General features: G+C 58.6%; 28 protein-coding genes, 1 pseudogene and 1 riboswitch. Of the genes and pseudogenes, 15 read left to right on the forward strand and 14 right to left on the reverse strand.

The features are described from left to right. Window positions 1-84 precede the first annotated feature (84 nt). The 3 genes from F3H58_RS04315 to F3H58_RS04325 all read left to right on the forward strand — a co-directional run bounded on the left by F3H58_RS04315 (window position 85) and on the right by F3H58_RS04325 (window position 3,208). Window positions 85-1,458: an ISNCY family transposase gene (locus F3H58_RS04315; protein ID WP_149741356.1), complete on the forward strand. Its 1,374-nt coding sequence runs from the start codon at window positions 85-87 to the stop codon at window positions 1,456-1,458. A gap of 120 nt (window positions 1,459-1,578) precedes the next feature. Then, a complete protein-coding gene (locus F3H58_RS04320) occupies window positions 1,579-1,842 on the forward strand; it encodes a hypothetical protein (RefSeq protein WP_149741357.1) in 264 nt (87 codons plus the stop codon). Window positions 1,843-2,578: 736 nt separating this feature from the next. Then, complete coding sequence (locus F3H58_RS04325; protein ID WP_149741358.1) at window positions 2,579-3,208, forward strand: DUF1062 domain-containing protein; 630 nt, start codon at window positions 2,579-2,581, stop codon at window positions 3,206-3,208. Between the two features lie 70 nt (window positions 3,209-3,278). On the opposite strand, the gene F3H58_RS04330 is transcribed toward F3H58_RS04325, so the two are convergent. The 4 genes and pseudogenes from F3H58_RS04330 to F3H58_RS04345 all read right to left on the reverse strand — a co-directional run bounded on the left by F3H58_RS04330 (window position 3,279) and on the right by F3H58_RS04345 (window position 6,764). After that, a complete protein-coding gene (locus F3H58_RS04330; protein WP_149741359.1) occupies window positions 3,279-3,977 on the reverse strand; it encodes an HpcH/HpaI aldolase family protein in 699 nt (232 codons plus the stop codon). Between the two features lie 13 nt (window positions 3,978-3,990). Beyond that, window positions 3,991-4,803 (reverse strand): annotated as a pseudogene (locus F3H58_RS04335) (SDR family oxidoreductase). Next, window positions 4,800-5,450, reverse strand: coding sequence for a glutathione S-transferase family protein (locus F3H58_RS04340; RefSeq protein WP_149741360.1), 651 nt, complete (start codon window positions 5,448-5,450; stop codon window positions 4,800-4,802). The pseudogene F3H58_RS04335 and the gene F3H58_RS04340 overlap by 4 nt, the downstream one beginning before the upstream one ends. Window positions 5,451-5,552: 102 nt before the next feature. Beyond that, complete coding sequence (locus F3H58_RS04345) at window positions 5,553-6,764, reverse strand: MFS transporter (RefSeq protein ID WP_149741361.1); 1,212 nt, start codon at window positions 6,762-6,764, stop codon at window positions 5,553-5,555. Between the two features lie 244 nt (window positions 6,765-7,008). On the opposite strand from F3H58_RS04345, the gene F3H58_RS04350 reads away from it, so the two are divergent. Further along, a complete protein-coding gene (locus tag F3H58_RS04350; protein ID WP_035217366.1) occupies window positions 7,009-7,665 on the forward strand; it encodes a peroxiredoxin in 657 nt (218 codons plus the stop codon). A 52-nt stretch (window positions 7,666-7,717) separates the two neighbouring features. Here F3H58_RS04350 and F3H58_RS04355 read toward each other — a convergent pair whose 3' ends face one another. Continuing rightward, on the reverse strand, window positions 7,718-8,170 hold the full coding sequence (locus F3H58_RS04355) for a DUF5680 domain-containing protein (RefSeq protein ID WP_149741362.1): 453 nt from the start codon (window positions 8,168-8,170) through the stop codon (window positions 7,718-7,720). A 165-nt stretch (window positions 8,171-8,335) separates the two neighbouring features. On the opposite strand from F3H58_RS04355, the gene F3H58_RS04360 reads away from it, so the two are divergent. The 3 genes from F3H58_RS04360 to fghA are packed head-to-tail and all read left to right on the forward strand — an operon-like array spanning window position 8,336 to window position 10,340. Continuing rightward, complete coding sequence (locus F3H58_RS04360) at window positions 8,336-8,791, forward strand: YaiI/YqxD family protein (protein WP_149741363.1); 456 nt, start codon at window positions 8,336-8,338, stop codon at window positions 8,789-8,791. Between the two features lie 25 nt (window positions 8,792-8,816). Next, window positions 8,817-9,476 (forward strand): DUF1345 domain-containing protein, encoded by a 660-nt coding sequence (locus F3H58_RS04365; RefSeq protein ID WP_149741364.1) that lies wholly within the window; start codon window positions 8,817-8,819, stop codon window positions 9,474-9,476. A 30-nt stretch (window positions 9,477-9,506) separates the two neighbouring features. Beyond that, a complete protein-coding gene (fghA, locus tag F3H58_RS04370) occupies window positions 9,507-10,340 on the forward strand; it encodes an S-formylglutathione hydrolase (RefSeq protein WP_149741365.1) in 834 nt (277 codons plus the stop codon). Window positions 10,341-10,397: 57 nt separating this feature from the next. Here the strand turns inward: fghA and F3H58_RS04375 are convergent, their stop codons facing one another. The 6 genes from F3H58_RS04375 to crcB form a co-directional block, all read right to left on the reverse strand. Further along, on the reverse strand, window positions 10,398-10,787 hold the full coding sequence (locus F3H58_RS04375; RefSeq protein WP_149741366.1) for a RidA family protein: 390 nt from the start codon (window positions 10,785-10,787) through the stop codon (window positions 10,398-10,400). Window positions 10,788-10,937: 150 nt separating this feature from the next. After that, the gene (locus tag F3H58_RS04380) at window positions 10,938-11,426 is read right to left on the reverse strand and encodes a hypothetical protein (protein WP_149741367.1); all 489 of its coding nucleotides are present in this window, start codon (window positions 11,424-11,426) and stop codon (window positions 10,938-10,940) included. Window positions 11,427-11,589: 163 nt separating this feature from the next. After that, the gene (locus tag F3H58_RS04385) at window positions 11,590-12,384 is read right to left on the reverse strand and encodes an ATP12 family chaperone protein (protein ID WP_149741368.1); all 795 of its coding nucleotides are present in this window, start codon (window positions 12,382-12,384) and stop codon (window positions 11,590-11,592) included. A 30-nt stretch (window positions 12,385-12,414) separates the two neighbouring features. After that, on the reverse strand, window positions 12,415-13,083 hold the full coding sequence (locus tag F3H58_RS04390) for an HAD family hydrolase (RefSeq protein WP_149741369.1): 669 nt from the start codon (window positions 13,081-13,083) through the stop codon (window positions 12,415-12,417). A 6-nt stretch (window positions 13,084-13,089) separates the two neighbouring features. Next, entirely contained in the window at window positions 13,090-14,079 is a 990-nt protein-coding gene (locus F3H58_RS04395; protein WP_149741370.1) for an RluA family pseudouridine synthase, read from the reverse strand. A gap of 66 nt (window positions 14,080-14,145) precedes the next feature. Beyond that, on the reverse strand, window positions 14,146-14,523 hold the full coding sequence (gene crcB, locus F3H58_RS04400; protein WP_003523608.1) for a fluoride efflux transporter CrcB: 378 nt from the start codon (window positions 14,521-14,523) through the stop codon (window positions 14,146-14,148). A 204-nt stretch (window positions 14,524-14,727) separates the two neighbouring features. Between crcB and F3H58_RS04405 the strand changes: the two genes are divergently transcribed. Further along, a complete protein-coding gene (locus F3H58_RS04405; protein WP_149741371.1) occupies window positions 14,728-15,030 on the forward strand; it encodes a hypothetical protein in 303 nt (100 codons plus the stop codon). Between the two features lie 237 nt (window positions 15,031-15,267). Here F3H58_RS04405 and F3H58_RS04410 read toward each other — a convergent pair whose 3' ends face one another. Continuing rightward, entirely contained in the window at window positions 15,268-16,239 is a 972-nt protein-coding gene (locus tag F3H58_RS04410) for a copper chaperone PCu(A)C domain-containing protein (protein WP_149741372.1), read from the reverse strand. 87 nt (window positions 16,240-16,326) lie between these two features. Further along, a complete protein-coding gene (locus F3H58_RS04415; RefSeq protein WP_080857013.1) occupies window positions 16,327-16,707 on the reverse strand; it encodes a hypothetical protein in 381 nt (126 codons plus the stop codon). Between the two features lie 173 nt (window positions 16,708-16,880). On the opposite strand from F3H58_RS04415, the gene F3H58_RS04420 reads away from it, so the two are divergent. From F3H58_RS04420 to F3H58_RS04450, 6 genes are all read left to right on the forward strand, one after another. Beyond that, window positions 16,881-17,066, forward strand: coding sequence for a DUF3008 family protein (locus F3H58_RS04420; RefSeq protein ID WP_003523602.1), 186 nt, complete (start codon window positions 16,881-16,883; stop codon window positions 17,064-17,066). A 124-nt stretch (window positions 17,067-17,190) separates the two neighbouring features. Then, window positions 17,191-17,278, forward strand: a riboswitch (glycine riboswitch). 149 nt (window positions 17,279-17,427) lie between these two features. Further along, window positions 17,428-18,567 (forward strand): glycine cleavage system aminomethyltransferase GcvT, encoded by a 1,140-nt coding sequence (gcvT, locus tag F3H58_RS04425; protein ID WP_149741373.1) that lies wholly within the window; start codon window positions 17,428-17,430, stop codon window positions 18,565-18,567. Between the two features lie 239 nt (window positions 18,568-18,806). Then, window positions 18,807-19,169 (forward strand): glycine cleavage system protein GcvH, encoded by a 363-nt coding sequence (gene gcvH, locus F3H58_RS04435; protein WP_065655405.1) that lies wholly within the window; start codon window positions 18,807-18,809, stop codon window positions 19,167-19,169. Then, the gene (gcvP, locus tag F3H58_RS04440; protein ID WP_149741374.1) at window positions 19,169-22,033 is read left to right on the forward strand and encodes an aminomethyl-transferring glycine dehydrogenase; all 2,865 of its coding nucleotides are present in this window, start codon (window positions 19,169-19,171) and stop codon (window positions 22,031-22,033) included. Before gcvH ends, gcvP begins: the two co-directional genes overlap by 1 nt. Window positions 22,034-22,249: 216 nt before the next feature. Further along, window positions 22,250-22,807, forward strand: a complete 558-nt coding sequence (locus tag F3H58_RS04445; protein ID WP_149741375.1) for a fasciclin domain-containing protein — start codon at window positions 22,250-22,252, stop codon at window positions 22,805-22,807. A 158-nt stretch (window positions 22,808-22,965) separates the two neighbouring features. Further along, entirely contained in the window at window positions 22,966-23,769 is an 804-nt protein-coding gene (locus F3H58_RS04450) for an endonuclease/exonuclease/phosphatase family protein (protein ID WP_188128775.1), read from the forward strand. A gap of 39 nt (window positions 23,770-23,808) precedes the next feature. Here the strand turns inward: F3H58_RS04450 and F3H58_RS04455 are convergent, their stop codons facing one another. Next, window positions 23,809-24,312 carry a hypothetical protein gene (locus F3H58_RS04455; protein ID WP_149741377.1) on the reverse strand — a complete coding sequence of 168 codons (504 nt, stop codon included), beginning with the start codon at window positions 24,310-24,312 and terminating at the stop codon, window positions 23,809-23,811. A 194-nt stretch (window positions 24,313-24,506) separates the two neighbouring features. On the opposite strand from F3H58_RS04455, the gene F3H58_RS04460 reads away from it, so the two are divergent. Continuing rightward, on the forward strand, window positions 24,507-25,793 hold the full coding sequence (locus F3H58_RS04460) for an MFS transporter (RefSeq protein ID WP_149741378.1): 1,287 nt from the start codon (window positions 24,507-24,509) through the stop codon (window positions 25,791-25,793). Window positions 25,794-25,816: the final 23 nt, after the last annotated feature.

Below are 25,816 nucleotides of genomic sequence, written 5' to 3' on the forward strand. Positions count from 1 at the left end.
TGTAGCCGCAAAGTTAAAGTGTCCTGTTTCTGCAAAGTTGGAATGTCACACTCCCCGGGTCTGAACGATGCCTGGGAGATGCAGATGGGATTGATCACGATGAGTGAGCGCGATTTGCAGCGGATCGAGGTTTTGTCGAAAGTCGTTGATGGCCGCATGACCATTGTCGCAGCGGCACATGTACTGGCAATCAGCGTTCGGCATGTTCAGAGACTGATTGGTCGTATTGAGGCTACCGGCGCTGCCTCGATCAGACATAAAGCGATCGGTCGACCGTCCAACAATAAAATAGCCACCGGCGTCCGTGATTACGTTTTGATGCTGGTGCGTGAACGCTACCTTGATTTCGGACCTACGTTCGCGGCCGAGAAGCTTCAGGAAGAGCATGGCGTCACAATCTCGCGTGAGACGCTGCGCAAATGGATGCAGGATGCCGGCATATGGCTTTCGAGAAAGCAGCGGCGAACGTTTCATCAGCCGCGGTTGCGGCGTGAGGCCTATGGCGAGTTGGTGCAGATCGACGGGTCGGAGCATCGCTGGTTCGAGGATCGTGGTCCGGCCTGCTCTCTACTGGTATTCGTTGACGACGCGACCGGTAAGCTGATGCAGCTCCGGTTTGTTCGATCTGAGAGCGCGTTTACGTATTTCGAGGCATTGGCGCTTTACCTCAAAGAGCATGGCGCACCGATTGCCTTCTATTCCGACAAGCATTCGGTCTTTCGGGTGGCAAAGAAAGACCCCAAGGGCGGCCAAGGCATGACGCAGTTCGGCCGCGCTCTATCGGAGCTGCATATCGAGATTCTTTGCGCCAATTCCAGCCAGGCCAAGGGACGCGTCGAGCGCATGAACCGGACCTTGCAAGATCGCTTGGTCAAGGAATTGCGACTTGCCAATATCAGTGACGTGGAGGCCGGCAATGCCTTCGTGCCTGCTTTCATCGAGCGATACAATGACCGCTTTGCGGTGACCCCTACCCGCCCCGAGAACCGTCATCGACCCGTCAGTCTGGCAGCAAACAGGCTGAACGACGTGCTCTGCAAACGGGAGCAACGTTATGTCGGTGCGCAGCTGACGTTCTCTTATGAGCGCAAACGCATCATGCTCGAGGAGAACGACATCACACGCGGCCTGGTCGGAAAGTATGTCGAGACATATGCTTACGCCGATGGTCGGCTGGATATCCGATGGAAAGGTCACTCTTTACCTCACAGAACCTTCGATAAGGACCAAAGCGTGACACATGCGGCGGTCGTGGAGAACAAGCGTCTCAGTGATGTGTTGGCTTACATAAAAGATCAGCAAGATCGACACCACGTCGGGAAGCCGAAGACCAACAGCAACAAGAACGGCTATAAGCCAACAGGTCGCAAGCCCGGTCGGCGGACGGATTTCATGAATGATCCGGACGTCATTGCGAGACGGCAAAAGGCTCTTGCTCAAATGGATGCGGCTGAGTGAAGGCCGCTTTTGGCCCGAAGGAGACATTTGTACTAGACTGATACGATACCCGCCCGCTTTTCAGATCGAGTAAAAATGATAGACAATTGGCACTCTGATCCAGAGATACAGGAGTCGCCATTGTCAAACGCGTCGCTCGTACAAAAAATTGAGCAATCGCTTTTGTCATTATGTCGTCGGGAAATTCTTCCGTCATCTGCTGCAAGTTCCTTCCTGCTTAACGGACGGGCGCTGGAAGCACTCCCGTATCATCTCGTCAAAGAGATGGAAGACATCGGAATGGACCTTGAGATTGCGGCTTGGCACGATAAAGAAGAGTTTAGTCCACATATTGGCCCTGTTATCTCCCGTGCAGAAGAGTGGCTGGCGAAGGTTCCTCGGTAACTTTTCGCTGAGAGCTGATGGCCGTTATTGGCGCAAAGCAGCCAAGACGCTGAGGAAGCTAAAGCCGAAGGGGGGTTCCATCACCCGCCCCCTCCCTGCCCTTGCAACCCGGCCCAGCCGGTCCGGTCGGGGGCTGGCCGTCGGCGCCAGTGTCGCATTTCTAACTGGCTGGCAGAGCGACAGATGACATTTTAACTTTGCACGATCCGCGACATTCCAACCTTGCCGCCACATTCCTCTGGATTGAAACCGCCCCCCTTAAGGATGTTTGCCCGGCGTATAGCCGCCGGTATCTTCCGTTTCCGACAGCCGCTAACAGGCGCAAAATCCGTCCGTCGACGTCGTTCGAACCGGAAAGAATGGGCGGGTCACCTGACGTTGCAGAAAAGTCGCATCGTAACGGCTTTCGGCCTTTTCGCCGCGCTGGATGACTCTGTTTCGGAACGATCGTTTGTTATTGTCGCCGCCGAAGAGCATTGGCGCATCGAGGTAGACTTTGCCTAAGTAAATACCGGTCTCAATCCAGTTTCACCCGTATTGCGGATAGCCACAGGCTGTCGGCGTATGATCATGTTCATCGGGTGGTGGCAAGAGACCGGTCTGGCATTGTTACAATGTGCCCTGCGCGGCGCCGCTGTCTCAGCTCTTCACCACCCCAGAACACCGCCATGCCGTTCCCGTAAGGGTTTTCTCCTGCACCATCTTGGTGGACTTCCGAATGGAAGACCAAGAGACTATGTGCAACTTACTTCGGGTCCAATGGACCATTACGCCACGAACGGCGCCGAAGCCCTGGCTTGCATGCAGCGGATGCGGCGGCCTGAGGGCATTTCAGGCCAGCGGCAAGATCCGGCTTAACGCCAATGGCCGCAAGCTGGATGCCTGGCTTATCTATAGATGCCTGATCTGCGACAAGAGCTGGAACAGGCCGATTTTCGAGCGGCAGAAGGTCCGGGACATAAGCCCTGCCGTTCTCGAAGCGCTGCAGTCCAACGATCCGCAATGGATAAGGGCGGAGACATTCAATCTCGAAGCCTTGAGACGTAAATCGCAGCGCGTCGACGAGTTTCCCGAATTCGACATCGTGAAACAGATACGGGATGAACCTCCCGACTGGGTCATGGCGGAGATCGATCTCACGGTTCCGTTTCAGGCCGGCATACGCCTTGACCGTCTGCTGGCGTCTGAACTGGGGCTTTCGCGGTCGATGCTGCAGAAGCTTCAGGATGACGGTTCGCTTCGGGCGCAGTCCGAACGTTCCGATCTTTTGCGGCGGCGGGTTAAAAACGGCACGCGGATCGTGATCGCGCGCTGCGGCGGCTTCGATCCGGTGCATTTGTGGAAACCCGTCACGGCGGATTTCTAACGGCATGGCGAGGGCCTGAAGGTTCAGGCCCTCGCTTGCGGCATCGAATCGGAAAATCCCCTGCTCCGCCTCAGGCGAGCGCCTCCTTCACCGCGGCGAGACCGCGGCGCAGGAACGGATCGGAATGGACGTAGAAGAATTGCACGCCACGCTCCCGCCAGTGCGGCATTTCATCCAGCGTCGCGAGCGTTCCCGCGATTTTTCCGGCTGCGCGTATCTTGTCGACAGCGATGGCGACCTTCTCCATCACCACCTCCGGGCGCGGCTCGCCGAATGGCGGCGCGGGCGGATAGCCCATGTCCTGCGAAAGATCGCCGGGGCCAATGAAGAAGACGTCGATGCCCTCCACCGTCAGCATCTCGTCCAGAGCATCGATCGCATCGACGGTCTCGATCATGGCGATGACCAGCCGCTTTTCATAATCGGATGGCAGGGCGTAACGCACCGCATCGACAATCGCGCGGGCCTCGTCGGCATTGCCGACCATGGGCACCATGATCTCGTCCGCACCGGCATTCAGATAGCGAATGATGATCGGCCGCTCGTGCGAATGCGGGCGCACGATGGCAGCGCCACCGACGGAGCGCACCACCTGCCCGGTTGCCCGCACATCCTCGAAACTCCAGGTACCATGCTCGCAGTCGAGGAAGACCGCGTCCGTACCCAGTTCCACCAGCCGGGCGGAAAGGCCCGACGACGTATGGTGCGGGGTGAACATGCTGATGGCTTCACCCGCCGCAAGACGGGCGCGCAGCTTTGCTCCATTCATGGACGTCTCTCCCTCAGTTGTCTTTCGGCATATCCGGTGTGTCGTCCGGCGCGCCCACCCAGCGCGCGACTTCGATATCCTTCGATGTGTCACGCATATGGGTCGGGCAGATGTGCAGTTCCGGAATGACTGCGCTTTTGTTCAGGCTGGCGCAAAGCAGGATGGCGCGGTCCACGTCATGCGGATCCATCATCACGGCGCGTTCTTCCTTCAGAGGCGGACGCGCGCGGTTGTTCATGATCGGCGTATCGGTCTCGCCCGGCAGAATGGTCGTCGCGCGGATACCCTGGTTGCGATAGGTATTGTGCAGGAAGGTCATGAAATTCTTCACGCCCGCCTTGGCCGCACCATAGGCCACGCCGCCCAGGAGGTTGGGATTGAGGGCAGCGAGCGAAGAAACGGTGATGATGGTCCCCTCGCCTTTTTCGATCATCTGCGGCAGCACCGCGTGCGTCAGGTTGAACACCGCCGTCAGATTAACGTTGATGGCGGCGTTCCACTCCTCCTCGCCGATGAAGCGGGCATTGAGCACCTTGCTGGCGGAGCCGGCATTATTGACCAGAATATCGATAGGACCGACGGCCTTGCCTATCGACTTGACCGTGTCGAAGATCGCCTCGCGCGAGGCGATGTCGAGCGTGCGAGCGATGGCCTTGCCCTTCTTCTTCTCGATCAGTTCAGCGACCTAGCGCAGCGGATCGAGGCGGCGCCCGGTCAGAACGACCGTCGCCCCTTCTTTCGCCAGCAGGATTGCGGTTTCGCGACCAGCACCGCGGCTTGATCGCAGGCAGTCCGCAGCGAGGGGCCTCCCGTCGATGCGGTTCAGCCGTTCGATGCGGCTTTGAAAATCGCCAACTGATCGGCAAAGGCGCGTTTATAGGCGGGACGCGCCTCGCCGCGGGCGACATAGGCCGCGAGATTCGCGTATTCATCGACAATGCCCGAACTTTTTATCCGTTGCAGCACAGATATCATCAACAGATCGCCGGCGCTGAATGCGCCGTCGAGCCAGTCGGCCTCACCGAGCCGGCGCGATAATTCGCCAAGCCGCTTGCGAATACGTTCATCGACGATCTGCAGGCGTTCCACGTGCCAGCTTTTGTCCCTTTCGAGAAAGCCGGTGACAAAATGCTCGACAATGGGCGGTTCCATGGTGCTGAGCGCGGCGAACATCCACATGATCGCGCGCGCCCGCGCATTGGCATCCTGCGGCAACAGGCCGGCATGGCGTTCGGCTATATGGAATATGATCGCACCGGATTCGAACAGGACGAGATCGCCCTCCTCATAGGTCGGGATTTGCCCGAAGGGTTGAAGCACCAGATGCGCCGGTTCCCGCATCGCCTTGAAGGAAAGAAGGCGGACGTCATAGGGCTGGCCCACTTCTTCGAGTGCCCAGCGGACGCGCATGTCGCGGGCAAGACCCTTGCCGCCATCGGGCGAACGTTCAAAAGCGGTAATGGTGATTGTCATTGCTGTTCTCCATCACTCCCCACCCCGGAATGTCGCCTGACGTTGCGTCACACTATGCGCTGGGATGAGCGAAAACAACGTCGTCGTGTTTTCGGCACGGGCTCAGGCGGCGGCGCTCTTTCGACGGGACACCCAGATCAACACCGGTAATGCGATAAAAGACAGTGCTGCGCCTGCCAGGAAGGTGCCGAAGGAACCATGGAGGTCCCACAGCGAGCCGGCGATGACATTGCCGACCAGCACCGCGAGACCCGTCATCAGATTGAAAACGCCGAAGGCCGTTCCCTTGAGATGTGGCGGCGCCGTTTCCGCAATCAGGGCTGCAAGCAGCCCTTGCGACAGACCCATATGCAGGCCCCACAGAAGAATGCCGAACAGGAACAGCGGAATGGAATTGGCAAAAGCGAGCGTCAGATAGGAGGCCATCAGCACGGCCACGCCCGCCGCGATAATCCCTGAGCGGCCGATCCTGTCCGAAAGCCGGCCGGCGGGATAGGCTGTCAGGCCATAGACGGCATGCATGATGACCATCGTGATCGGTATCCATGCCGGCCGGAAGCCTGCCTCTTCGGATTTCAGCAACAGGAATGCTTCGCTGAAACGCGCGAAGGTCAGGAGCGACGCCGCGACGATGACGATCCAGACCGCCCGATTGAGTTTCGCAAAATCTGCGAGCCGGAATGGCTTTTCGGCTTTCGGTCTTGCGGGCGCATCCGGCTCGTTGACACCGGCGATGAGGATGAACACCGCAAGGAAAGCGGGAATGACCGCGATCCAGAAAATGGCGAGCACATTTTCGCTGAGCGCGAACATCAGCCCGATGGCCGCCAGCGGCCCGATGAAGCCGCCGACCGTATCGAGCGACTTCCTGAGCCCGAATGCGGCGCCACGAATTTCAGGCGGCGTCACATCGGCAATAAGAGCGTCGCGCGGCGTTCCGCGAATGCCCTTTCCGACCCGGTCCACCGCCTTGGCGGCGACGATCCAGCCAAGCGAGGTGGCGAAGGGAAAAGCGAGTTTCGAGATTGCGCCGAGACCGTATCCAAGCACGGCGAGCATTTTCCGCCGCCTCGTCCAGTCCGCGATAATCCCGGAAAACAGCTTGGTCGTGGTAGCGATGGCAACCGACATGCCCTCGATGAAACCGACAGTGACCGCGGAAGCACCAAGACCGGAAACGAGATAATAGGGCAGCAGCGTCTGCACCATTTCCGAAGAAATATCCATCAGAAGGCTAACGATGCCCAGCACCCAGACCGTCGCTGGAATGCGTGCCCGAACCGTCGCGGAAACAGGCGCAGAAGAAGTCGTCATGATGGCCCCCGATCGTCTCTGGAATAATCATGTCCTCCTGAAACAATCAACCAGGCGGATATCGTGCAACCGCGACAAACGGGGAAAATCAGGGCCATCAAATCTCTGTGGGGCTGAAGCAAATACCGCCCAAGCCAGATGAAAGGGCTGGCCATTTCACGCAAAAACTCTAAGCTCCAGCGCCGGACACGGATTGCCGAGAACCATCAGTTTTCAGTTCAAATCATTAGGGAGAAAACATCAGATGAGCCTGCGTATCAACGACATAGCACCCGACTTCACCGCCGAGACCACCCATGGTCCGGTGAGCTTTCACGACTGGATCGGTGACGGCTGGGCGGTCCTGTTTTCGCATCCGAAGAACTTCACCCCCGTCTGCACGACGGAACTCGGTGCGATGGGCGGCCTGCAGCCGGAATTCGAAAAGCGTGGCGTCAAGATCATCGGCATTTCGGTCGATCCGGTCGAAAGCCATGAAAAATGGAAGAACGATATTCGCACCGCGACCGGTTTCAACGTCGATTATCCGCTGATCGGCGACAAGGACCTGAAGGTCGCAAAGCTTTACGACATGCTGCCGGCCGGGGCTGGCGACAGTTCCGAAGGCCGCACGCCTGCCGATAACGCCACCGTGCGCTCCGTCTTCGTCATCGGTCCCGACAAGAAGATCAAGCTGGTCCTCACCTACCCCATGACCACCGGCCGAAACTTCGAGGAAATTCTTCGCGCGATCGATTCCATCCAGCTCACATCCAAACATCAGGTGGCGACACCGGCCAACTGGAAGCAGGGTGAAGATGTCATCATCACCGCCGCCGTTTCCAACGAGGATGCGATTGCCCGTTTCGGTTCTTACGACACGGTTCTCCCGTATCTGCGCAAGACCAAGCAGCCCGGCTGATTTGAAGCCTGTGATGGGGCGGAAACATCATCGTCCCATCCAGCCGCATCTCTCATGGCTTTATGATCCCGCCGTGATAGTCAAGCCGGTACGTCTCGACATGGCCCCGATAAATACGCTCGATGCCGGTGAAGGACCGGAATTCCCCCTCATTCGTATCGACATAGACCAGATTTTCCACCGGGTGGGTGAAGCCGCCAAGAAACCGGCCCTGACGATAGAGCGTGGAAAGCGACCGCTGAATGACCATGCCAGCCGTGGCGCCGTCGATCATGTCGGGCCGGAGGATGCGGCCGTAGTAACTCATCGCCCACACCGCCGTTCCCTGATGCCAGACGACCTCTTGGCCGATGAAGTCGGTTCCTCCGAAATAACTGTCGATATAGTGCCAGTCGCCTTCGCGGTAGTTGAGATCGTGCGACCCCGGACGCGTTGGCGCTGCGAATTGGTCGCCGCCACCAACATACGTATTGGACTTGGCCTGCACGATGAACTCTTCCAGCATTTGACCAACCTGCCTGAATGGAACGTAACATGAACATAGCCACCCTTAGCTCTCGTGACAAGGATTTTTCACGCGACGCCTCATCGCTATTTCGGCTTTGATGGGCTTGGTAATCGCAGCATTTAGCCTTAGAAGCGTGGCGGGAAATATCCATCAAGAGTGTCCATGTCACAAACGCCGCAAATCTATGTCGATGCCGATGCCTGCCCCGTGAAGCCGGAAGTTCTCAAGGTAGCGGAGCGGCATGGCCTGGAGGTGACCTTCGTTGCCAATTCCGGTCTGCGCCCATCGCGCGACCCGATGGTAAAAAATGTGATCGTGTCGGCTGGTTTCGACGCCGCGGATAATTGGATCGCCGACCATGCCGGTGAGAACGATATTGTCATTACCGCCGATGTGCCGCTCGCGGGCCGCTGTGTTGCCAAGGGCGCGCTGGTGACCGGCCCGACGGGGCGCGTGTTCGATCCATCGAATATTGGTATGGCGACGGCGATGCGTGACCTCGGTGCGCATTTGCGCGAAAGCGGCGAAAGCAAAGGCTATAACGCCGCTTTTTCGCCGCGCGACCGTTCGGCTTTTCTGGAGACGCTTGACCGTTTCTGCCGCCGTGTCAAAAAGTGAGGGTGCCAACAGAAAGGTGCCGCCCATGACCTCGGCCAGTCCGAAAAGCAACAGCTATCGTCGCCATCAACCCTTCGTCATCGCATTCCTTGCTGGCGCCATTGGCCTCGGCGGCGCGCTGGCTTTCGCTCCGTCCGAGGCAATCGAGTTTGCGGCGGTGCTGTTTTTCCTGACCTATCTCACCTTGATTGCCTTTCGGCTGTCGAGCCTGACGGCGCAGCATTTGAAGGCCCACGCCGATAGCGACGATCTGCCAGCGGTTGCCATCATCGCCGTCACGCTGCTGGCCGTTGCTGTTGCGGTTGTCTCGCTGTTCCAGGCGCTGAATCACAAGGGCGAAACGGTCTGGACGCTGCTCATTGCTTTCGCTTCGGTGATCTTTGGGTGGATGACGATCCATACCATGACCGCCCTGCACTACGCCCATCTCTACTGGCGGCCAGCCACGGTGGATGGGAAAAAGCAGCCTCGCGGCGGCATGGATTTTCCGGCGACGAAGGAGCCGTGCGGATATGATTTTCTTTATTTCGCTGTGGTGATCGGCATGACGGCGCAGACGTCGGATGTGGGCGTGACGACGACCGCTATGCGCAAGGTCACGTTGCTCCACTCGGTCGTTTCTTTCTTTTTCAATACGGTTCTGGTAGCGGCGGCTGTGAATGCCGCGGTCTCGCTTGCGGGCTGAACCAATTTTCTTTTCAAGAGGACTGTCTTCATGAACATCATTTCGCAAAATACGGCCTTTGGCGGCATGCAGGGCGTATTTTCCCATCAGTCGGAGACCCTGAAATGTGAGATGACCTTTGCGGTTTATGTGCCGCCGAAGGCGATCCACGAGCCCTGCCCCGTTGTCTGGTATCTCTCAGGCCTTACCTGCACCCACGCCAACGTCATGGAAAAAGGTGAATATCGCCGCATGGCGTCGGAGCTCGGACTGATCATCGTCTGCCCGGATACAAGCCCGCGTGGCAATGACGTGCCGGACGAACTGACCAACTGGCAAATGGGCAAGGGCGCTGGTTTTTATCTCGACGCCACGCAGGAGCCGTGGTCCGAGCATTACCGGATGTACAGCTATGTCACGGAAGAACTGCCGGCCTTGATCGGCCAGCATTTCCGGGCCGACATGAGCCGGCAGAGCATTTTCGGCCATTCGATGGGTGGCCATGGCGCGATGACCATCGCACTGAAGAACCCGGAGCGCTTCAGGAGTTGCTCCGCTTTTGCGCCGATCGTGGCACCCTCCTCCGCTGACTGGTCTCAGCCGGCGCTGGAAAAATATCTTGGCGCCGACAGGTCCGCCTGGCGTAAGTATGATGCCTGCGCGTTGGTCGAAGATGGCGCGCGCTTTCCCGCGTTTTTGATCGATCAGGGAAAGGCCGATAGTTTCCTTGAAAATGGCTTGCGGCCCTGGTTGTTTGAGGAGGCAATCAAGGGCACGGATATTGACCTGACCCTGCGCATGCACGAGCGTTACGACCATTCCTATTATTTTATCTCCACCTTCATGGATGATCATCTGAAGTGGCATGCGGAGCGGCTTGGCTAGGCATATGGATCGTAACGGCGGTACTGCGCATGAGCCGCCGTTACAGCCCTGCCCGCATCACGGTATGCGGGCAATAACCTTGATCTCAAAGTCAAAGCCTGCGAGCCAGTTGACGCCGATTGCGGTCCAGTTCGGGTAAGGTTTCTGGCTGAAGATTTCACTCTTCACGGTCATGATCGTTCCGAACTGGTTTTCGGGATCGGTGTGAAACGTCGTCACATCCACGATGTCGTCAAAATCGCAACCGCCGGCATTGAGCGTGGCCTTCAGGTTCTCGAAAGCCAGGCGAACCTGCTGTTCGAAATCAGGCTCAGCTGTTCCATCAGCGCGGCTGCCGACCTGGCCCGAAACGAACAAAAGGTCGCCCGAGCGGATGGCTGCCGAATAGCCGTGCTCCTCATATAGCGCGTGTCTGCTTGCCGGAAAAACTGCGTCGCGTTTACTCATTTCCATCTCACTTTCCGCTTCGTGACGTCTCGATGTTTGAAACCATCAAGGTCAACTTTACATACGTTACGTATGTGAGATAGGAACATACATGGCGTATGTCAAATTATAGACAGAAGGTATTTAAGCGTGCCCCGAGATTGACTGGTGTCAGGGGAAGAGCGCTGTTGCAAGCGTCGTCGGTCCCGGCCGATTTAGCCGGAATTCGCGGATCACGCGCTCGGCTACGCCGTAAGCGAGCTCCTGCTCTATAGCGCTGTCATCGAGACTGACGACGGTCGCCGTGAACTGTGCTTCCGCGATCACCTCCCCTGTCGCAACCGCAGCGGCGCGAACGATGACCTTGGCGGACGCCCTTTCGCCGAAGAGGAAAGGAGCGCGCGTCACAGACGCAAGGCGGATGGTCAGAACCACACGCGGGCGAATTTCTCCCCGTGCCGTGGTCTTGATCGCATTTTGCACCTGTGCATGGATGGATTGCATCAGCGCCGGCGCTACATCTGGTCGTGCGGCGACAAAGGCGCCCCGCACATCGTAAAGGAGCCGGTCGCCATTGGTTGCTTCCGGTTCCAGCCTGAAAGACATGAGCGTGAAACACGCCAGCAAAACTATGCCAAAGCGCTTCAGCGTGGTGATCATCTTCAGCGGCTCCCCTCGTACACCGGCTCGAAAATCAGAACGATTTTCGACGGAAACGATGCACAAACTCACGCGTCCAGAGCGCTCTTTCGGCCCCTTCGTCGGGTGAGCGGGGCTCTGGTGTGAGATAACCGCATGATCGTTGATCAGGGTTAGAAAAGCGTTAAGCGGCGCCCTTCAGGGACTCCAGGACGTTGAATGCCGCGCGCATGTCAACGAGCCTGACAGCGCGACGCTCCAGTGCTTCCTCGTCCTCGCCCCATTGTTCTGCGGTCCAGTCTTCATCGAGATGCGCAAGCGCCCAGGCTTCCTCCAGCGCCAGCTCCCCTTCCGCCAGCGCCAGCGCCAAAATGGCGGAGCCGGTCAGCGATGTCATGGTGTGGAGAGCGGCAAGCGCAATCGGTGTGTCGTATTTCTTCAGCGTTACCGCAAAAGCCGCGATGGCCTCGCGCGGCTGGTCCTGATGCATCACGCCTTCGACGAGAATGAAGCGCGCTCCGAGCACATTGGCCGCCCAGTCCAGAACCGGATCCCAATGGTCCGTCTGACGCGCAACCAGCGCTTCCGGATCGCCGGCGCGATAGCAGAGGAGATCGGAAGAGGAAAAACGGAGTATGTCCTCAAAAACCGCCTGGGTATCATTGGCGACGCCATCAATGGCCGTGTTCACATGCCGAGAAACGGGCATGATCACAGGATTGACCACTTCTTTCTGGGCATCCCACTCGTCGCGAAGCAGTTCCGCCAGCGCGCGCGTCGGGACGGTCAGCGGCTTCTTGGCGGGAGTGCGCAGCGGCTTGCCATCGAGAAGGATGGTAAAGCCGCCCTCCTCCGCCTCGCCGACGGTGACATCCCTGTAGAACCGCTTCGGCAGAGGTTTCTGCATCTGGATCTGCGCGCGCAGGATCGGGTCGGGATGGCTCAGGCCCTCCGAAAGGTCGTTCAGGAGATCACGCATGGCACGTCCTCGTCAGTCGGATAGAAAGGGTTATTCAAGAATTTCGGCCGGAACATAGGCCGGAATTTCGCGCGGGTGGCTGACGACCGCATCGGCGCCCGCCTTCCAGAGATCGTCGACCGAGGCATAACCCCAGGCGACGCCGATTGCTTTCGCGCCCGCAGCCTTGGCCATCTGCATGTCGTAGATCGCATCGCCGATAACGACAGTATCGGCCGGAACCATGCCGGTTTCATGGCAGCATTCCATCACCATGGCCGGATGCGGTTTGGAGGGGCAATCATCCGCCGTGCGCGAAACGATGAAGTGATCGGCAAGGCCGTGGGTCTGCAGGATATGGGTAAGACCGCGCCGGCCTTTGCCTGTCACCGCGCCGATCAGCACATCGTCGCGTTTCGAAAGCGTATCGATCAGCGTGGCGATACCATCGAAAAGCGGCACGGTCATTTCCGGCCGCTCCCGCAGGGGATCATAGAGTTCCCTGTAACGTTCCGTCATCGCCTTCGCTTCGTCATCCACATGCGCCTTGCCCAGCATGCGGGCGATGGCGATATCCAGCGTCAGGCCAATGATCGCCTTGGTTTTGGAGATGTCGGGGCGCGGCTTGCCGAAATCGGCGAAAGTATCGGACATGACGGCATGGATCAGGCCGGCGCTATCCACCAGCGTTCCGTCGCAATCGAAAAGAACCAGTTTCATGGGCTGTCAGTCTTCCCTATCGCCATCTGCCACATCGAGACCGAGCAGGTTCCAGGTCTGGACCATATGCGGCGGCAAAGGCGCACTGACCCGAAGCCGGCCGCCATTCGGATGGGGAATATCGATATGACGCGCATGGAGATGCAGGCGCTTTTGGATGCCACCTGGAAAATCCCAGTTCGGATCGTCGATATAATATTTGGGATCGCCGATGATCGGATGGCCCATATGGAGCGCGTGAACGCGCAGCTGATGGGTGCGGCCAGTATAGGGCTCCATCTCCAGCCAGGCGAGGTTCTGGGCAGCCGTATCGATGACGCGGTAATAGGAAACGGCGTGATCGGCGCCATCCTCACCATGTTTGGCGATGCGCATACGATCGCCGTCTATCGTCTGTTCCTTGACGAGCCAGGTGGAGATCTTGTCCTGATGCTTGCGAGGCACGCCCTTGACCAGCGCCCAGTAGGTCTTTTTGGTGTCGCGCTCTCGGAAGGCGGCGGTCAGTTTCTGTGCTGCGCCGCGTGTTCGGGCAACAACCAGCACGCCTGACGTGTCACGGTCGAGGCGATGCACCAGACGCGGCTTCTCGCCTTTCTGGCTTGTCCAGGCTTCCAAGAGTCCATCGATATGGCGATTGACGCCGGAGCCTCCCTGCACGGCAATGCCGGCCGGCTTGTTGAAGACGAAGACCTTGTCATCTTCGTGCAGCAGCATGCGCGCTAGAAGTTCGGAATCTTCTGAATGTTTGAGATCTCGCGAGCCGATCGGCCCGCTTTTTACCTTCAGATCGGAATCAACCGGCGGAACGCGCACCATCTGTCCCGGCTGCACGCGTGCATCCGTCTTCACCCGGCCGCCATCCACACGCACCTGGCCGGAGCGCAGAAGCTTCTGCAACTGCCCGAAACCAAGTCCCGGATAATGAATCTTGAACCAGCGATCGAGGCGCATACCGGCCTCGTCGGCCCCGACCTTGATATGCTCGATACCTGCCATGAAATTTCCAGTCTTTCTGTCCTGATCGCGCGCCCTATTCGTCGGCGCGCCGTTTGGACCAAGCCTTTAGAACAAACTGCGGCCCAAGGCCAGCCCGGCGAAAACCGCTGCGATGGAAACAGCAAGGCTTGCAAGCACGTAAACGGCCGATAGCCCGAGCGCGCCGCGTTCGAACAGCGCGACCGCATCGAGTGAGAAGGACGAGAATGTGGTGAACCCGCCGAGCACGCCGGTGACGAGAAACAGGCGCATTTCCATCGAGGCGTTCAGCCGCCGCGCCACAAGCTCGACCAGCAGACCGATCAGGAAAGATCCGACCACATTGACGGCAAGGGTTCCCCAGGGAAAATTCGGTCCGGCCAACCGCATGCTCCAAACCCCGACCAGATAACGGAACACGGAACCGATTGCGCCGCCTGCAGCGACAAGGGCGATATTGATCATGGGGAATTGTGTCTCCGGAAGAAATCGTCGGACCGGACGGTCCAGGACATTTTTAGACCATGGGAAGCGCTGGCGAAACCCCTTCGCCCGGCGCTTTCGGCTGTTAAAATACGATTAAATTGCAGCTGTGCGATTTAGCCTTCCAACAATGGGCAACTGTTAATCTACGGTTTTTCAGGGTCGGCGAAGATGGCCGGAGGTTCGATGACACAGGTTCTTTCCGTTTCCGCGAATACAGCGGCCTATGCGCTGGAGGCCATGAAGCCGCCGCAACGCGTGCCGCGCAAGAGCGAGGTTGAAGAGGCCATTCACGAACTGGCGCGCAAGGCCGAAAACGGGGATGACTTCCAGCTCCGGGGCCTGATGACGACGATCAAGCCGCCGGCCCTCACCCTCTATTTCCTGATAGCAAGCAGCCAGCGCCAAGAACCACAGGCGACGCTGGAGCAGGCCGTGGAGGCCTACGAGGAAAACAGCTTCAAATCAAAATCTGAAAGTAACTTATAAATCAGGCTGATATTTAGATATTTTAATGTCGTTTCTTCAGTTTTTCGCCATATACGCGGTATCCCCGCATTCAGCTTGGTGTCAGACTGATCTTCTAGAGATTTGCGACCGAGTTCCGGAAAATTACGTGGGCAAATGCCATCCTGCTTTTCGCCGCGGCGCTGAAGAACAAACACGACAGATGAAAATTTGCGGCTACCGGACCTGTCACGCGTTCCGGTAGCCGTTTTTTATCGGTCAATTATGCTGGTGGTCGCCGCCGCCCTTGGCTGCGCCTGCGGACAGCACGACCTCCACCTTGCCGGCCTTTTCGAATATGAGCGTTACCGGCACCTTGTCGCCTTCGGCAAAGGGCTTCTTCACATCGAAGAACATCATGTGCAGGCCGCCGGGCTTCAGCTCCACCGTCTGGCCGGCGGGAATGACGATGCCGTCATCCAGCTTGCGCATTTTCATGACGTCGTTGACCATGGCCATCTCGTGGATTTCTGCACGTCCGGCGGACGACGATCCAACGCCGATCAGCTTGTCGTCGCTATCGCCGGTATTCTTGATCGTCACGTATCCACCGCCCACGGGCTGGCCCGGCAGCATGGCCTTGGTCGTTCCCTCCGACACTTCGAGGCTGCCGGCCTTTACGACATCCATATCCATGGCGGAATGATCATGGCCGCCGGCATGCGCAGCCTTTTCGGCAACGCGAATGGTGGGAGCGGGACTTTTCAGGGAATGCGGATCGACGCCGGCCGCTGCCACTTCGTCCCAGGCAACCTTGCCTTTGTCGCCGCAGAGCTGCGTTACCTTGAATGGCAGGTCCTGCCCCGCCTCAATACCGGAGATTTTTCCCTGCACTGCGAAGGTGTCGTAGAATTCATCCGGCAGGTTGCCGCCCTTCCAGCGGATTTCGACCGGTCCGCTTTTAATCTCCTTGCCGTGGTTCTTGTAGGCCTTCTGGTAGTCTCCCTTGATGACCTCCAGTTCCCAGCCAGCCTTGGGCTGGGGCTTCGCGGCAATGAATCCTTCCGGCAGCTTGATCTGAACTTCTGTGGTGGCGAGCCCGCCTTCGCAGCCATGCGGCACCTGGAGGGCGGCAACGACGGTGCTTTCCTGTTCGGCCGAACCGTCAACGAATGTGGCATGGGCGAAAGCCTGCGCGGTCGAAACCGAGGCGACGAAAAGGCTGCAGGTGATGATCTTGGTGGTTTTCATTTGCTTGTCCCTGCGGCTGCTATCCCTCTGGGTCCGCGCAGCCGCTCCGTGCCGCAAAAGGCGGCGATGATCCCGTAAAACGAAAAATCAGGCGGACAGGGATGGCGGGCCGCGCGCGGCGGGCTTCTGGATCGTCAGCACGGAGCGGAAGCTCCATTCCGCAGGCAGGCGGTTGTCGAGCCAGGCAAATTCAGTCTTCAGCCAGCCAGCCGTATCGGGCATCGGCAGAAGAATGGACGAGGCGAGCAGGCAGGCCTCGCAAAACAGGATGGCGTCGCCGGAATGGGCGGGGCCTTCCTTGTTATGAGAAGCATTGACGCCGTTGCCATGGCCAAGGCAGATTTCCGCGAAGGTGCCGTCCGGCAGCCGGTAACTCTCATCCAGCGCAACGGCGGGTGCTGCGGCAAGCGCCGGCTTGTGGGCAAAACCGAGGGACAACATCAGGGTCGCGCAGAAAATGCGAAGCATTTTCTCCATTCCCATCAATCGTCGTGTTCGATTTGCATCCATGTTCTAGGCGATATCCCTGTTTCTCTCCGATTTCAAAGGGGAATTTTGCCGCAGGCCAGACCGTAGCAAGGGAACAATAGATGCCGGGGGGCATTTTCCTGCCGCAACCATCGTTCCAAGGGAGGCCCGACATGCCAGCCAAATCGAAGGCCCAGCAGAAAGCGGCGGGCGCCGCACTGGCGGCCAAACGCGGAGAAATGAAGAAATCCAGTTTAAAAGGTGCTTCAAAAAGCATGGAGAAGTCCATGACGGAAAAAGAACTTGAGGATTTCGCATCGACGAAACGCAAGGGTCTGCCGGAGAAAAAATCCGACTGAAGAAAGTCGCCAAGACCATCTGTCGCCCCAGATCGCTGCGCCGATGGCGCAGATGGAGCAAGAATCTGTTCAGATGCGTCATTTGGTCCTTGCCAATAACGGGTCTTCGAAGATAATGAGCGTCGCATCATCGTTGGGAGAAACCGCTTCAATGCGGTGCCGAAGGAGCAACCGCCCCGGAAACTCTCAGGCAAAAGGACCAGCGGTGACGACGGAACTCTGGAGAGAAGCCACCTTTCATAAGGACGGCTCGCCGAAGGGATAACAATCTCAGGCGACAAGGACAGAGGGGGCTCTTGAACCGGTGCTTTGCGCCATGACCTGAGCCCGCGCGATCTTTCGCGCAACCCTGGAGGCGTCCTTGGACGATACCGCCGCGCTGAAAACCACGCCGCTCCACTCCCTGCACATATCGCTTGGCGCCCGCATGGTGCCGTTTGCCGGTTACGACATGCCCGTGCAATATCCGGCCGGCGTTCTGAAGGAACATCTTCAGACCCGCACCTCCGCCGGCCTGTTCGACGTGTCCCATATGGGTCAGGTTATTCTGAAGGCGAAGTCCGGCAGCAATGCCGATGCCGCGCTTGCGCTGGAAAAGCTGGTGCCGGTGGATATTCTCGGCCTCAAGGAAGGCCGCCAGCGTTACGGTTTCTTCACCGACGAGAACGGCGGTATTCTCGACGACCTGATGATCACCAATCGCGGCGATCATCTTTTTGTCGTTGTCAACGCCGCCTGTAAGGATGCCGATGTCGTCCATATGAAGGCGCATCTTTCCGATGCCTGCGACGTTACCCTCCTCGACGATCGGGCGCTGATTGCGCTTCAGGGACCAAGGGCGGAAGCGGTTCTGGCCGAACTCTGGGCTGGCGTTTCCGACATGAAGTTCATGGACGTGCTGGAAGTTCCGCTTCACGACGTTACCTGCATCGTGTCCCGTTCCGGTTATTCCGGCGAGGACGGTTTTGAAATCTCGGTGCCTGCCGAAAAGGCGGAAGAGATCGCCAAGGCCCTGCTCGAACATCCCGATTGCGAGCCGATCGGGCTTGGCGCGCGTGACAGCCTGCGTCTGGAAGCCGGTCTTTGTCTCTACGGCAACGATATCGATACAACGACCTCCCCCATCGAAGCGTCGCTTGAATGGGCGATCCAGAAGGCGCGCCGCGCTGGCGGTGATCGCGAGGGCGGTTTCCCGGGGGCGGAGCGTATTCTCGGTGAACTCAAGGACGGCACATCGCGCCGTCGCGTCGGCCTGAAGCCAGAGGGCAAGGCGCCGGTGCGCGGTCATTCCAGGCTTTTTGCGGATGCCGAAGGCAAGACGGAAATCGGCGAAGTGACCTCCGGCGGCTTCGGACCGTCGGTCGAAGGTCCCGTCGCCATGGGCTACGTCCCTGCAGCCTATATTGCTCCGGGCACGGCGATCTTTGCGGAAGTGCGCGGCAAATACCTGCCCGTCACCGTCGCTGCCCTGCCCTTCATCAAGCCCACCTACAAACGGTAGTCGATAATGGTCGAGCCAGCCGCCACCCCCCTCTGCCCTGCCGGGCATCTCCCCCTCAAGGGGGGAGATCGGCAAGAGGCATATTCGTTGCTCCATTCTCAAACTTGGCGATGGGCGAGACTTATCCGCGTGTCGATCTCCCCCCTTGAGGGGGAGATGTCCGGCAGGACAGAGGGGGGTATCCCCGCCGCCGACGCCCAATCAACACAACAGATAACATTCCCGGAAAGGACGTCCCCATGCTGAAATTTACCGCAGAACACGAATGGCTGAAGTTCGAAGGCGATATCGCCACCGTTGGCATCACCAGCCACGCCGCTGAACAGCTCGGCGATCTCGTTTTCGTCGAATTGCCGGAAGTGGGCGCCACCTTCTCCAAGGATGGCGACGCGGCGACCGTTGAATCCGTCAAGGCGGCTTCCGATGTCTATTGTCCGCTGGATGGCGAAGTGGTCGAAATCAACCAGGCGATCGTCGATGATCCCTCGCTCGTCAATTCCGATCCGCAGGGCGCGGGCTGGTTCTTCAAGCTGAAACTCTCCAATCCGGCCGATGCCGAGACGCTGCTCGATGAAGCAGCCTACAAGGAGCTGATCGCGTAATGACGACGCCCACCGAATTCCATTTCACCGACTATCAGCCCTATGATTTCGCCAACCGGCGTCATATCGGGCCGTCGCCGTCGGAAATGGCCGAGATGCTGAAGGTCGTTGGCTATAAGAGCCTCGATGCCCTGATCGACGCCACCGTTCCCTCCTCCATCCGCCAGAAGGTGCCGCTGACCTGGGGTGCTGCGCTGACTGAACGCGAGGCGCTCGACCGTCTTCGCGAGACGGCCAACAAGAACCAGGTTCTGACCTCGCTGATCGGCCAGGGCTATTACGGCACGATCACGCCGCCGGTCATCCAGCGCAATATTCTGGAAAACCCGGCCTGGTACACGGCTTACACGCCCTACCAGCCGGAAATCAGCCAGGGCCGCCTTGAGGCGCTGCTGAACTACCAGACCATGGTGTGCGATCTGACCGGTCTCGATGTTGCCAACGCATCGCTGCTCGATGAAGCGACGGCGGCTGCCGAAGCCATGGCCATGTGCCAGCGTGTTGCCAAGTCCAAGGCGACCGCCTTCTTCGTTGACGCCAATTGCCATCCGCAGACCATTGCGCTGATCGAGACCCGTGCGGCCCCGCTCGGCTGGAAGGTGATCGTCGGCAACCCCTTTACTGATCTCGACCCGGTCGATGTGTTCGGTGCGATCTTCCAGTATCCGGGCACCCACGGCCATGTCAGCGATTTCTCCGGCCTGATTTCCCGCCTGCACCAGACGGGCGCGATTGCCGCCATCGCTGCCGATCTTCTGGCGCTGACGCTTCTGAAGTCGCCCGGTGAAATGGGCGCTGACATCGCCATCGGCACCTCGCAGCGCTTCGGCGTTCCGGTTGGTTACGGCGGTCCGCATGCCGCTTACATGGCCGTCAAGGATGCGCATAAGCGCTCCATGCCCGGCCGTCTGGTCGGCGTTTCGGTCGATGCGCGCGGCAACCGCGCCTATCGCCTGTCGCTGCAGACACGCGAACAGCATATCCGCCGCGAAAAGGCGACGTCGAACATCTGCACGGCGCAGGTGCTGCTGGCCGTCATGGCCTCCATGTACGGCGTCTTCCACGGTCCGCAGGGCATCAAGGCAATTGCCCAGCAGACCCACCAGAAGGCCGTTCTGATGGCCAAGGGGCTGGAAAAGCTCGGCTACACCATCGAGCCGGAAACCTTCTTCGACACCATCACCGTTGAAGTCGGCCATATGCAGGGCGTCATCCTGCGCTCGGCTGTTGCAGAGGGCGTGAACCTGCGCAAGGTTGGCGCGACCAAGATCGGCATGAGCCTTGACGAGCGCACGCGCCCGGCAACGCTGGAAGCTGTCTGGCGCGCTTTCGGCGGCAATTTCTCGATCTCGGATTTCGAGCCGGAATATCGTCTGCCGAAGGACCTGCTGCGCACCAGCCAGTATATGACGCATCCGATCTTCCACATGAACCGTGCCGAAAGCGAGATGACCCGTTACATCCGCCGCCTTTCGGACCGTGATCTGGCGCTCGACCGCTCGATGATCCCGCTCGGCTCCTGCACCATGAAACTGAATGCGACAGCGGAAATGCTGCCGATCACCTGGCCGGAATTTTCCGACATTCATCCCTTCGTACCTGCCAATCAGGCACTCGGTTACAAGGAGATGATCGATGATCTCTCGGAAAAGCTGTGCTCGGTCACCGGCTACGACGCCTTCTCCATGCAGCCGAATTCCGGCGCGCAAGGGGAATATGCAGGGCTTCTGACCATCCGCAACTATCACCTCGCCAATGGCGGCACACACCGTGACGTCTGCCTCATTCCGACGTCGGCGCATGGCACCAATCCTGCTTCGGCGCAGATGGTTGGCATGAAAGTCGTGCCGGTGAAAGTGCGTGATAACGGGGACATCGATATCGATGATTTCCGTGCAAAAGCAGAGCAGTATGCGGAAAACCTCTCGTGCTGCATGATCACTTACCCGTCCACCCACGGCGTGTTCGAGGAGACGGTTCGCGAGATTTGCGAAATCACCCATAAGCATGGTGGACAGGTCTATCTGGACGGCGCCAACATGAACGCCATGGTCGGTCTCGCCCGCCCCGGCGATATCGGTTCGGACGTTTCGCATCTCAACCTGCACAAGACCTTCTGCATTCCGCATGGCGGCGGCGGCCCCGGCATGGGACCGATCGGTGTCAAGGCGCATCTTGCTCCCTATCTGCCCGGCCATCCGGCGACGGACGGTCGTGAGGGTGCGGTGTCTGCTGCCCCGTTCGGCTCGCCATCGATCCTGCCGATTTCGTGGAGCTATTGCCTGATGATGGGCGGCGAAGGGCTGACGCAGGCGACCAAGGTGGCGATCCTCAACGCCAACTATATCGCTGAGCGGCTGAAGGGTGCGTACGACGTGCTCTACAAGTCCGAAACCGGCCGCGTGGCGCATGAGTGCATCATCGATACCCGTCCGCTGGCAGATAGCTGCGGCGTGACGGTGGACGATGTCGCAAAGCGCCTCATCGACTGCGGTTTCCATGCGCCGACCATGAGCTGGCCGGTTGCCGGCACGCTGATGATCGAGCCGACGGAATCCGAAACCAAGGCGGAAATCGACCGTTTCTGCGATGCCATGCTGGCGATCCGCGAGGAAGCCCGCGACATCGAGGAAGGCCGTGCGGACAAGACCAACAACCCGCTGAAGAACGCGCCGCACACGGTGGAAGACCTCGTTGGCGAATGGGATCGTCCCTATAGCCGCGAAAAGGGCTGCTTCCCACCCGGCGCGTTCCGCATCGACAAATACTGGTCGCCGGTCAACCGCATCGACAACGTCTATGGCGACCGCAACCTCATCTGCACCTGCCCGCCGATGGAGGCTTATGCCGAAGCGGCTGAGTAAACTTCGTTTCGCTCAAGACAAAAGCCCGGATCGCTCCGGGCTTTTTTATGTCGACACATACATAATCATTCTTGAAATCAATTATTTATTATTTTTCCTGGCTCGCCTCGAAACTTCGAGGAGCCGGCTTCCGTCTCTTGTGTCGCTACGGATAACCGATAGCGGCCACCGGAAGAAGTACCTTTCGGGGTTTGGAAGTCACAAGGAGGAATAACGATGTACAACGTTTCTGTTCGCGCCCTGACGCTTTCCGCAGCTCTTTCCATCGGCATGGTTTCCGCTTATGCCGCGAACCCCAAAGTTGGCGGCGCGGCAATGTTCGAGGACAAGAACATCGTTGAAAATGCGATGAACTCGAAAGACCATACAACGCTTGTCGCAGCGGTCAAGGCTGCCGGGCTTGTCGAAACACTTCAGGGAAAAGGCCCGTTCACGGTATTCGCACCAACCAACGAGGCTTTTGCGGCCCTTCCGAAGGGTGCGGTCGATGATCTTCTGAAGCCCGAGAACAAGGAGAAGCTGGTCAAGGTGCTGACCTGCCATGTGGTTGCCGCCAATGCACTGTCACCCGCCATCGAAAAAATGATCAAGGACGACAAAGGTGAGCATGACGTGAAGACCGTCGGCGGCTGCGTTCTCAAGGCCAAGGAAAGCATGGGCAAAATCACGTTGACGGACGAGAATGGTACGGTTGCCCACGTCACCATCGCCGACGTCAAACAATCCAATGGCGTCATTCATGTCATCGACAAGGTGTTGCTGCCGAAGATGTAATATAACGAAACGGCAGGCGACTGGCACATGCAGAGGCCCGGATCGCTCCGGGCCTTTTCCGTTACAGCAGCAACATTTCGCGGCCTCGTCACACACGATTGATCGTCACGCCTTCCATGCTAGAACGGATGCCGCAAACAAGCGGCGATGGAGTGGGAATGCGTGTGATTTGCCTGAATGGTTGGGGCGGAAAGCTTCATGACGAGATTGTTCCCTATATCTCCTCATCCGATCCCGATATGCTTTGCCTGCAAGAGGTGGTGCACACGCCGACTGCCTTTGAGGACTGGCTGAGCTACCGCGATCACGGCATCGACCTGCCGCAAAGGGCAAATTTCTTCCACGAAATCGCCGAGGCCTTGCCGGATCACCTGGCGATCTTCTGTCCGGCGGCGCAGGGTGATCTCTGGCACGGCGAGACCAGATATCCTTCCCAATGGGGGCTGGCGACCTTTGTGCGCAAGTCCATGGCCATCGTTGCGCAGGCACAGGGGTTCGTGCACGGGACTTTTTCCGCAGACGGATATGGCGATCATCCACGGTCGCGCACGGGCCACGCCGTCAGGGTTTTCGACTTCACCACCGGTCAGCCGGCCGTCATCGCCCATATGCATGGCCTGCGCGACCTTAATGGCAAACAAGATATCCCCGCTCGCCTGACACAAGCAAAGCGCCTCGTGCAACTTGTCAAAAACATTGCTGAGGATGGCGACCGGATCATCGTCTGCGGTGATTTTAATGTCCTGCCTGACAGCGAGACCTTCACTGTGCTGAAGGAACTGGAACTCACCGAACTCGTCACGACACGCGGCTTTACTGACACCCGGACCTCACATTATGCCAAAGCGAACCGTTATGCGGATTACATGCTGGTCAATCCAGCCGTGCAGATCGATCGTTTCGATGTGGTGAGGCAGCCGGAAGTTTCGGACCATTGCCCCCTGCTGCTCGAATTCCACTAGAAACCCGAGCCGCCCATCCGTCATTGTCTCACGGCTGACTTAGCGAACGAGCCGGATGTCGCTCGTCACCACCGTCTTGCCGGTCCTGCCGTCCTTATCGGTGGTGCGCAGCCGCAGGCCATTGGCTCCAATCTTTTCAATGGTCATGGCGGCAATGCGATCGCCGTTGATATCGCGGTTCCATCGCACCGTCAGGTGTATGGCGTTTCCCTGTCTTGTGCCGGAAAGCGCGGATGGGCGGCCGGAAGGCCCGGTATAGGCGCCACTGTAGCGTCCGCCCTTCTCCGACAGATCGGCAGCGATTGCCCGCCTGACCACGAGAAGACCGCGGCAAGTGCCGGACATGTTGAGCGACGATGCCCCCGCATTGGAGTTCAGTGTGCAACTCACATTGATCGGCGGCGTGCCTATCCGGGTAATCACGGTTCCCTTGCCTGCCCATGTTCCTTTCAGCGAGGAGAGAAATGCGCGTTCGTCCGCATGTGCGGGCTGCGTGCCGAGCAATCCGGCCGAAAATAAAACTGCAAAAACCTTGATCTTCATGGCGCGTATCCGTTTTTCCACGAAGACTAACTCACCAGTACCGTTAAACGTTCCTCCAGCCGACTTTGCAGCGACCAAAAACATCTAGGATTTATCCTCATGTCGTGCCAATGCAACCAAATGCGGGCACAGATGTTTTTCGCCAGCCTCAATTAATTCCCATTCCCTCTTTCATATTTTTCGGAGCATATTTCATGACGACAATCGGCGTTTCGGCACCACCCGGCGGACTTCCTTCCGGTGGCTTGCCGCGTAGCGGTGGTATCTCAGACCGCACGCTTTTTGCCCTTGCAGCGCTGAATTTTTTCCTTGCCGATGCCCGTGACGGCCTCGGGCCGTTTCTGGATGCATTTCTGGCGACACAGGGCTGGTCTTCGCTTTCGTTGGGCATGATCGCCACGGTCGGTGGCCTCGTCGGTCTGCTTGCCACACCGCTCTGCGGCGCGCTGGTGGATGGGACGACGTGGAAACGAACGCTGATTGCCATCCCCGTTGTTCTTGTGACCGTCGGGGCGTTGATCACGCTGATCTTTCCGGATGTTTGGATCGTCTGGACAGGCCAGATCATGACGGCGGTGGTTGGCGCAGTCGTCGGTCCCGCGCTTGCCGGCCTCACACTCGGCCTTGTCGGCGAGCGACTGTTTTCCCACCAGATTTCGCGTAATGAATTCTGGAACCACGGTGGTAATTTTGCGTCGCTTTTCGCGACTTATGTGGTCGTAACGTTCTTCGGCATGAACGGGATCATCGGTCTGATGCTGCTGACCGCTGCAGGCGCCCTGCTCGCTGCGGCGGCCATTGATCCCGATAGGATTGATCACAAGGTTGCGCGTGGCCTTGCCGAAGACAAGGGAGAGCCGGGACCGTCCGGCATCAGGGTGCTGTTGCACGAACGCGGGCTGATCTTTCTCGCCATCATTCTGCTTGTTTTCCACTTCGGCAACGCGCCGATGGGCAGGTTGATCGCACAGGATTTCGCCATCGAACTGCAGACCCCCTTCCGCACCACCGCCATCATTACCGGCGTCGCGCAATTCGCGATGATCTTCGTCGCCGCAATGGCCCCATGGCTGATACGCCGTTTCGGTCTCTCGACCGTTTTCATCATCGCGCTGATCGCGTTGCCGATACGCGGTCTCCTCGCCTCGGCCTTTTCGGATTTCTGGGTGATCTTCCCGGTGCAGTTTCTCGATGGCGTTGGTGCGGGCCTGCTCGGCATCGTCACCCCGGTTGCGGTGGAGAGGATTTTGAAGGGCACCGGTCGTTTTAATGTCGGCCTTGCCAGCGTCATGATGGTTCAGGGTATCGGCGCATCGTTCAGCAATGTCGTCGCAGGCTGGCTGGTGACGAAGGGCGGTTATTCGCTGTCGCATCTCGTCGGGGGCGGCATTGCCGCTATCGCCATCGGGCTTTTTCTTCTCTATCGCAACGAAATAGCCCCGAAACAGGATGACGACGCCGCCTCTCAACACCGGCACTGAAGGCGCAAACAAAAAGGAGGCCC

The organism is Rhizobium sp. NFACC06-2, from assembly GCF_900101425.1.
Lineage (GTDB): Bacteria > Pseudomonadota > Alphaproteobacteria > Rhizobiales > Rhizobiaceae > Agrobacterium > Agrobacterium leguminum.

What these genes read in the sequence shown, in the direction of transcription:
- F3H58_RS04460 (WP_149741378.1), top strand. Translation starts at nt 24,507, where the DNA reads ATGACGACAATCGGCGTTTCGGCACCACCCGGCGGACTTCCTTCCGGT.
- F3H58_RS04340 (WP_149741360.1), bottom strand. Translation starts at nt 5,450, where the DNA reads ATGACAATCACCATTACCGCTTTTGAACGTTCGCCCGATGGCGGCAAG.
- F3H58_RS04365 (WP_149741364.1), top strand. Translation starts at nt 8,817, where the DNA reads ATGACCTCGGCCAGTCCGAAAAGCAACAGCTATCGTCGCCATCAACCC.
- F3H58_RS04410 (WP_149741372.1), bottom strand. Translation starts at nt 16,239, where the DNA reads ATGAAAACCACCAAGATCATCACCTGCAGCCTTTTCGTCGCCTCGGTT.
- F3H58_RS04355 (WP_149741362.1), bottom strand. Translation starts at nt 8,170, where the DNA reads ATGCTGGAAGAGTTCATCGTGCAGGCCAAGTCCAATACGTATGTTGGT.
- F3H58_RS04380 (WP_149741367.1), bottom strand. Translation starts at nt 11,426, where the DNA reads ATGATCACCACGCTGAAGCGCTTTGGCATAGTTTTGCTGGCGTGTTTC.
- F3H58_RS04360 (WP_149741363.1), top strand. Translation starts at nt 8,336, where the DNA reads ATGTCACAAACGCCGCAAATCTATGTCGATGCCGATGCCTGCCCCGTG.
- F3H58_RS04330 (WP_149741359.1), bottom strand. Translation starts at nt 3,977, where the DNA reads ATGAATGGAGCAAAGCTGCGCGCCCGTCTTGCGGCGGGTGAAGCCATC.
- F3H58_RS04345 (WP_149741361.1), bottom strand. Translation starts at nt 6,764, where the DNA reads ATGACGACTTCTTCTGCGCCTGTTTCCGCGACGGTTCGGGCACGCATT.
- F3H58_RS04315 (WP_149741356.1), top strand. Translation starts at nt 85, where the DNA reads ATGGGATTGATCACGATGAGTGAGCGCGATTTGCAGCGGATCGAGGTT.
- F3H58_RS04455 (WP_149741377.1), bottom strand. Translation starts at nt 24,312, where the DNA reads ATGAAGATCAAGGTTTTTGCAGTTTTATTTTCGGCCGGATTGCTCGGC.
- gcvH (WP_065655405.1), top strand. Translation starts at nt 18,807, where the DNA reads ATGCTGAAATTTACCGCAGAACACGAATGGCTGAAGTTCGAAGGCGAT.
- F3H58_RS04325 (WP_149741358.1), top strand. Translation starts at nt 2,579, where the DNA reads ATGTGCAACTTACTTCGGGTCCAATGGACCATTACGCCACGAACGGCG.
- fghA (WP_149741365.1), top strand. Translation starts at nt 9,507, where the DNA reads ATGAACATCATTTCGCAAAATACGGCCTTTGGCGGCATGCAGGGCGTA.
- F3H58_RS04445 (WP_149741375.1), top strand. Translation starts at nt 22,250, where the DNA reads ATGTACAACGTTTCTGTTCGCGCCCTGACGCTTTCCGCAGCTCTTTCC.
- F3H58_RS04395 (WP_149741370.1), bottom strand. Translation starts at nt 14,079, where the DNA reads ATGGCAGGTATCGAGCATATCAAGGTCGGGGCCGACGAGGCCGGTATG.
- F3H58_RS04415 (WP_080857013.1), bottom strand. Translation starts at nt 16,707, where the DNA reads ATGCTTCGCATTTTCTGCGCGACCCTGATGTTGTCCCTCGGTTTTGCC.
- gcvP (WP_149741374.1), top strand. Translation starts at nt 19,169, where the DNA reads ATGACGACGCCCACCGAATTCCATTTCACCGACTATCAGCCCTATGAT.
- F3H58_RS04390 (WP_149741369.1), bottom strand. Translation starts at nt 13,083, where the DNA reads ATGAAACTGGTTCTTTTCGATTGCGACGGAACGCTGGTGGATAGCGCC.
- F3H58_RS04450 (WP_188128775.1), top strand. Translation starts at nt 22,966, where the DNA reads ATGCGTGTGATTTGCCTGAATGGTTGGGGCGGAAAGCTTCATGACGAG.
- F3H58_RS04350 (WP_035217366.1), top strand. Translation starts at nt 7,009, where the DNA reads ATGAGCCTGCGTATCAACGACATAGCACCCGACTTCACCGCCGAGACC.
- F3H58_RS04385 (WP_149741368.1), bottom strand. Translation starts at nt 12,384, where the DNA reads ATGCGTGATCTCCTGAACGACCTTTCGGAGGGCCTGAGCCATCCCGAC.
- F3H58_RS04375 (WP_149741366.1), bottom strand. Translation starts at nt 10,787, where the DNA reads ATGAGTAAACGCGACGCAGTTTTTCCGGCAAGCAGACACGCGCTATAT.
- F3H58_RS04420 (WP_003523602.1), top strand. Translation starts at nt 16,881, where the DNA reads ATGCCAGCCAAATCGAAGGCCCAGCAGAAAGCGGCGGGCGCCGCACTG.
- F3H58_RS04405 (WP_149741371.1), top strand. Translation starts at nt 14,728, where the DNA reads ATGACACAGGTTCTTTCCGTTTCCGCGAATACAGCGGCCTATGCGCTG.
- crcB (WP_003523608.1), bottom strand. Translation starts at nt 14,523, where the DNA reads ATGATCAATATCGCCCTTGTCGCTGCAGGCGGCGCAATCGGTTCCGTG.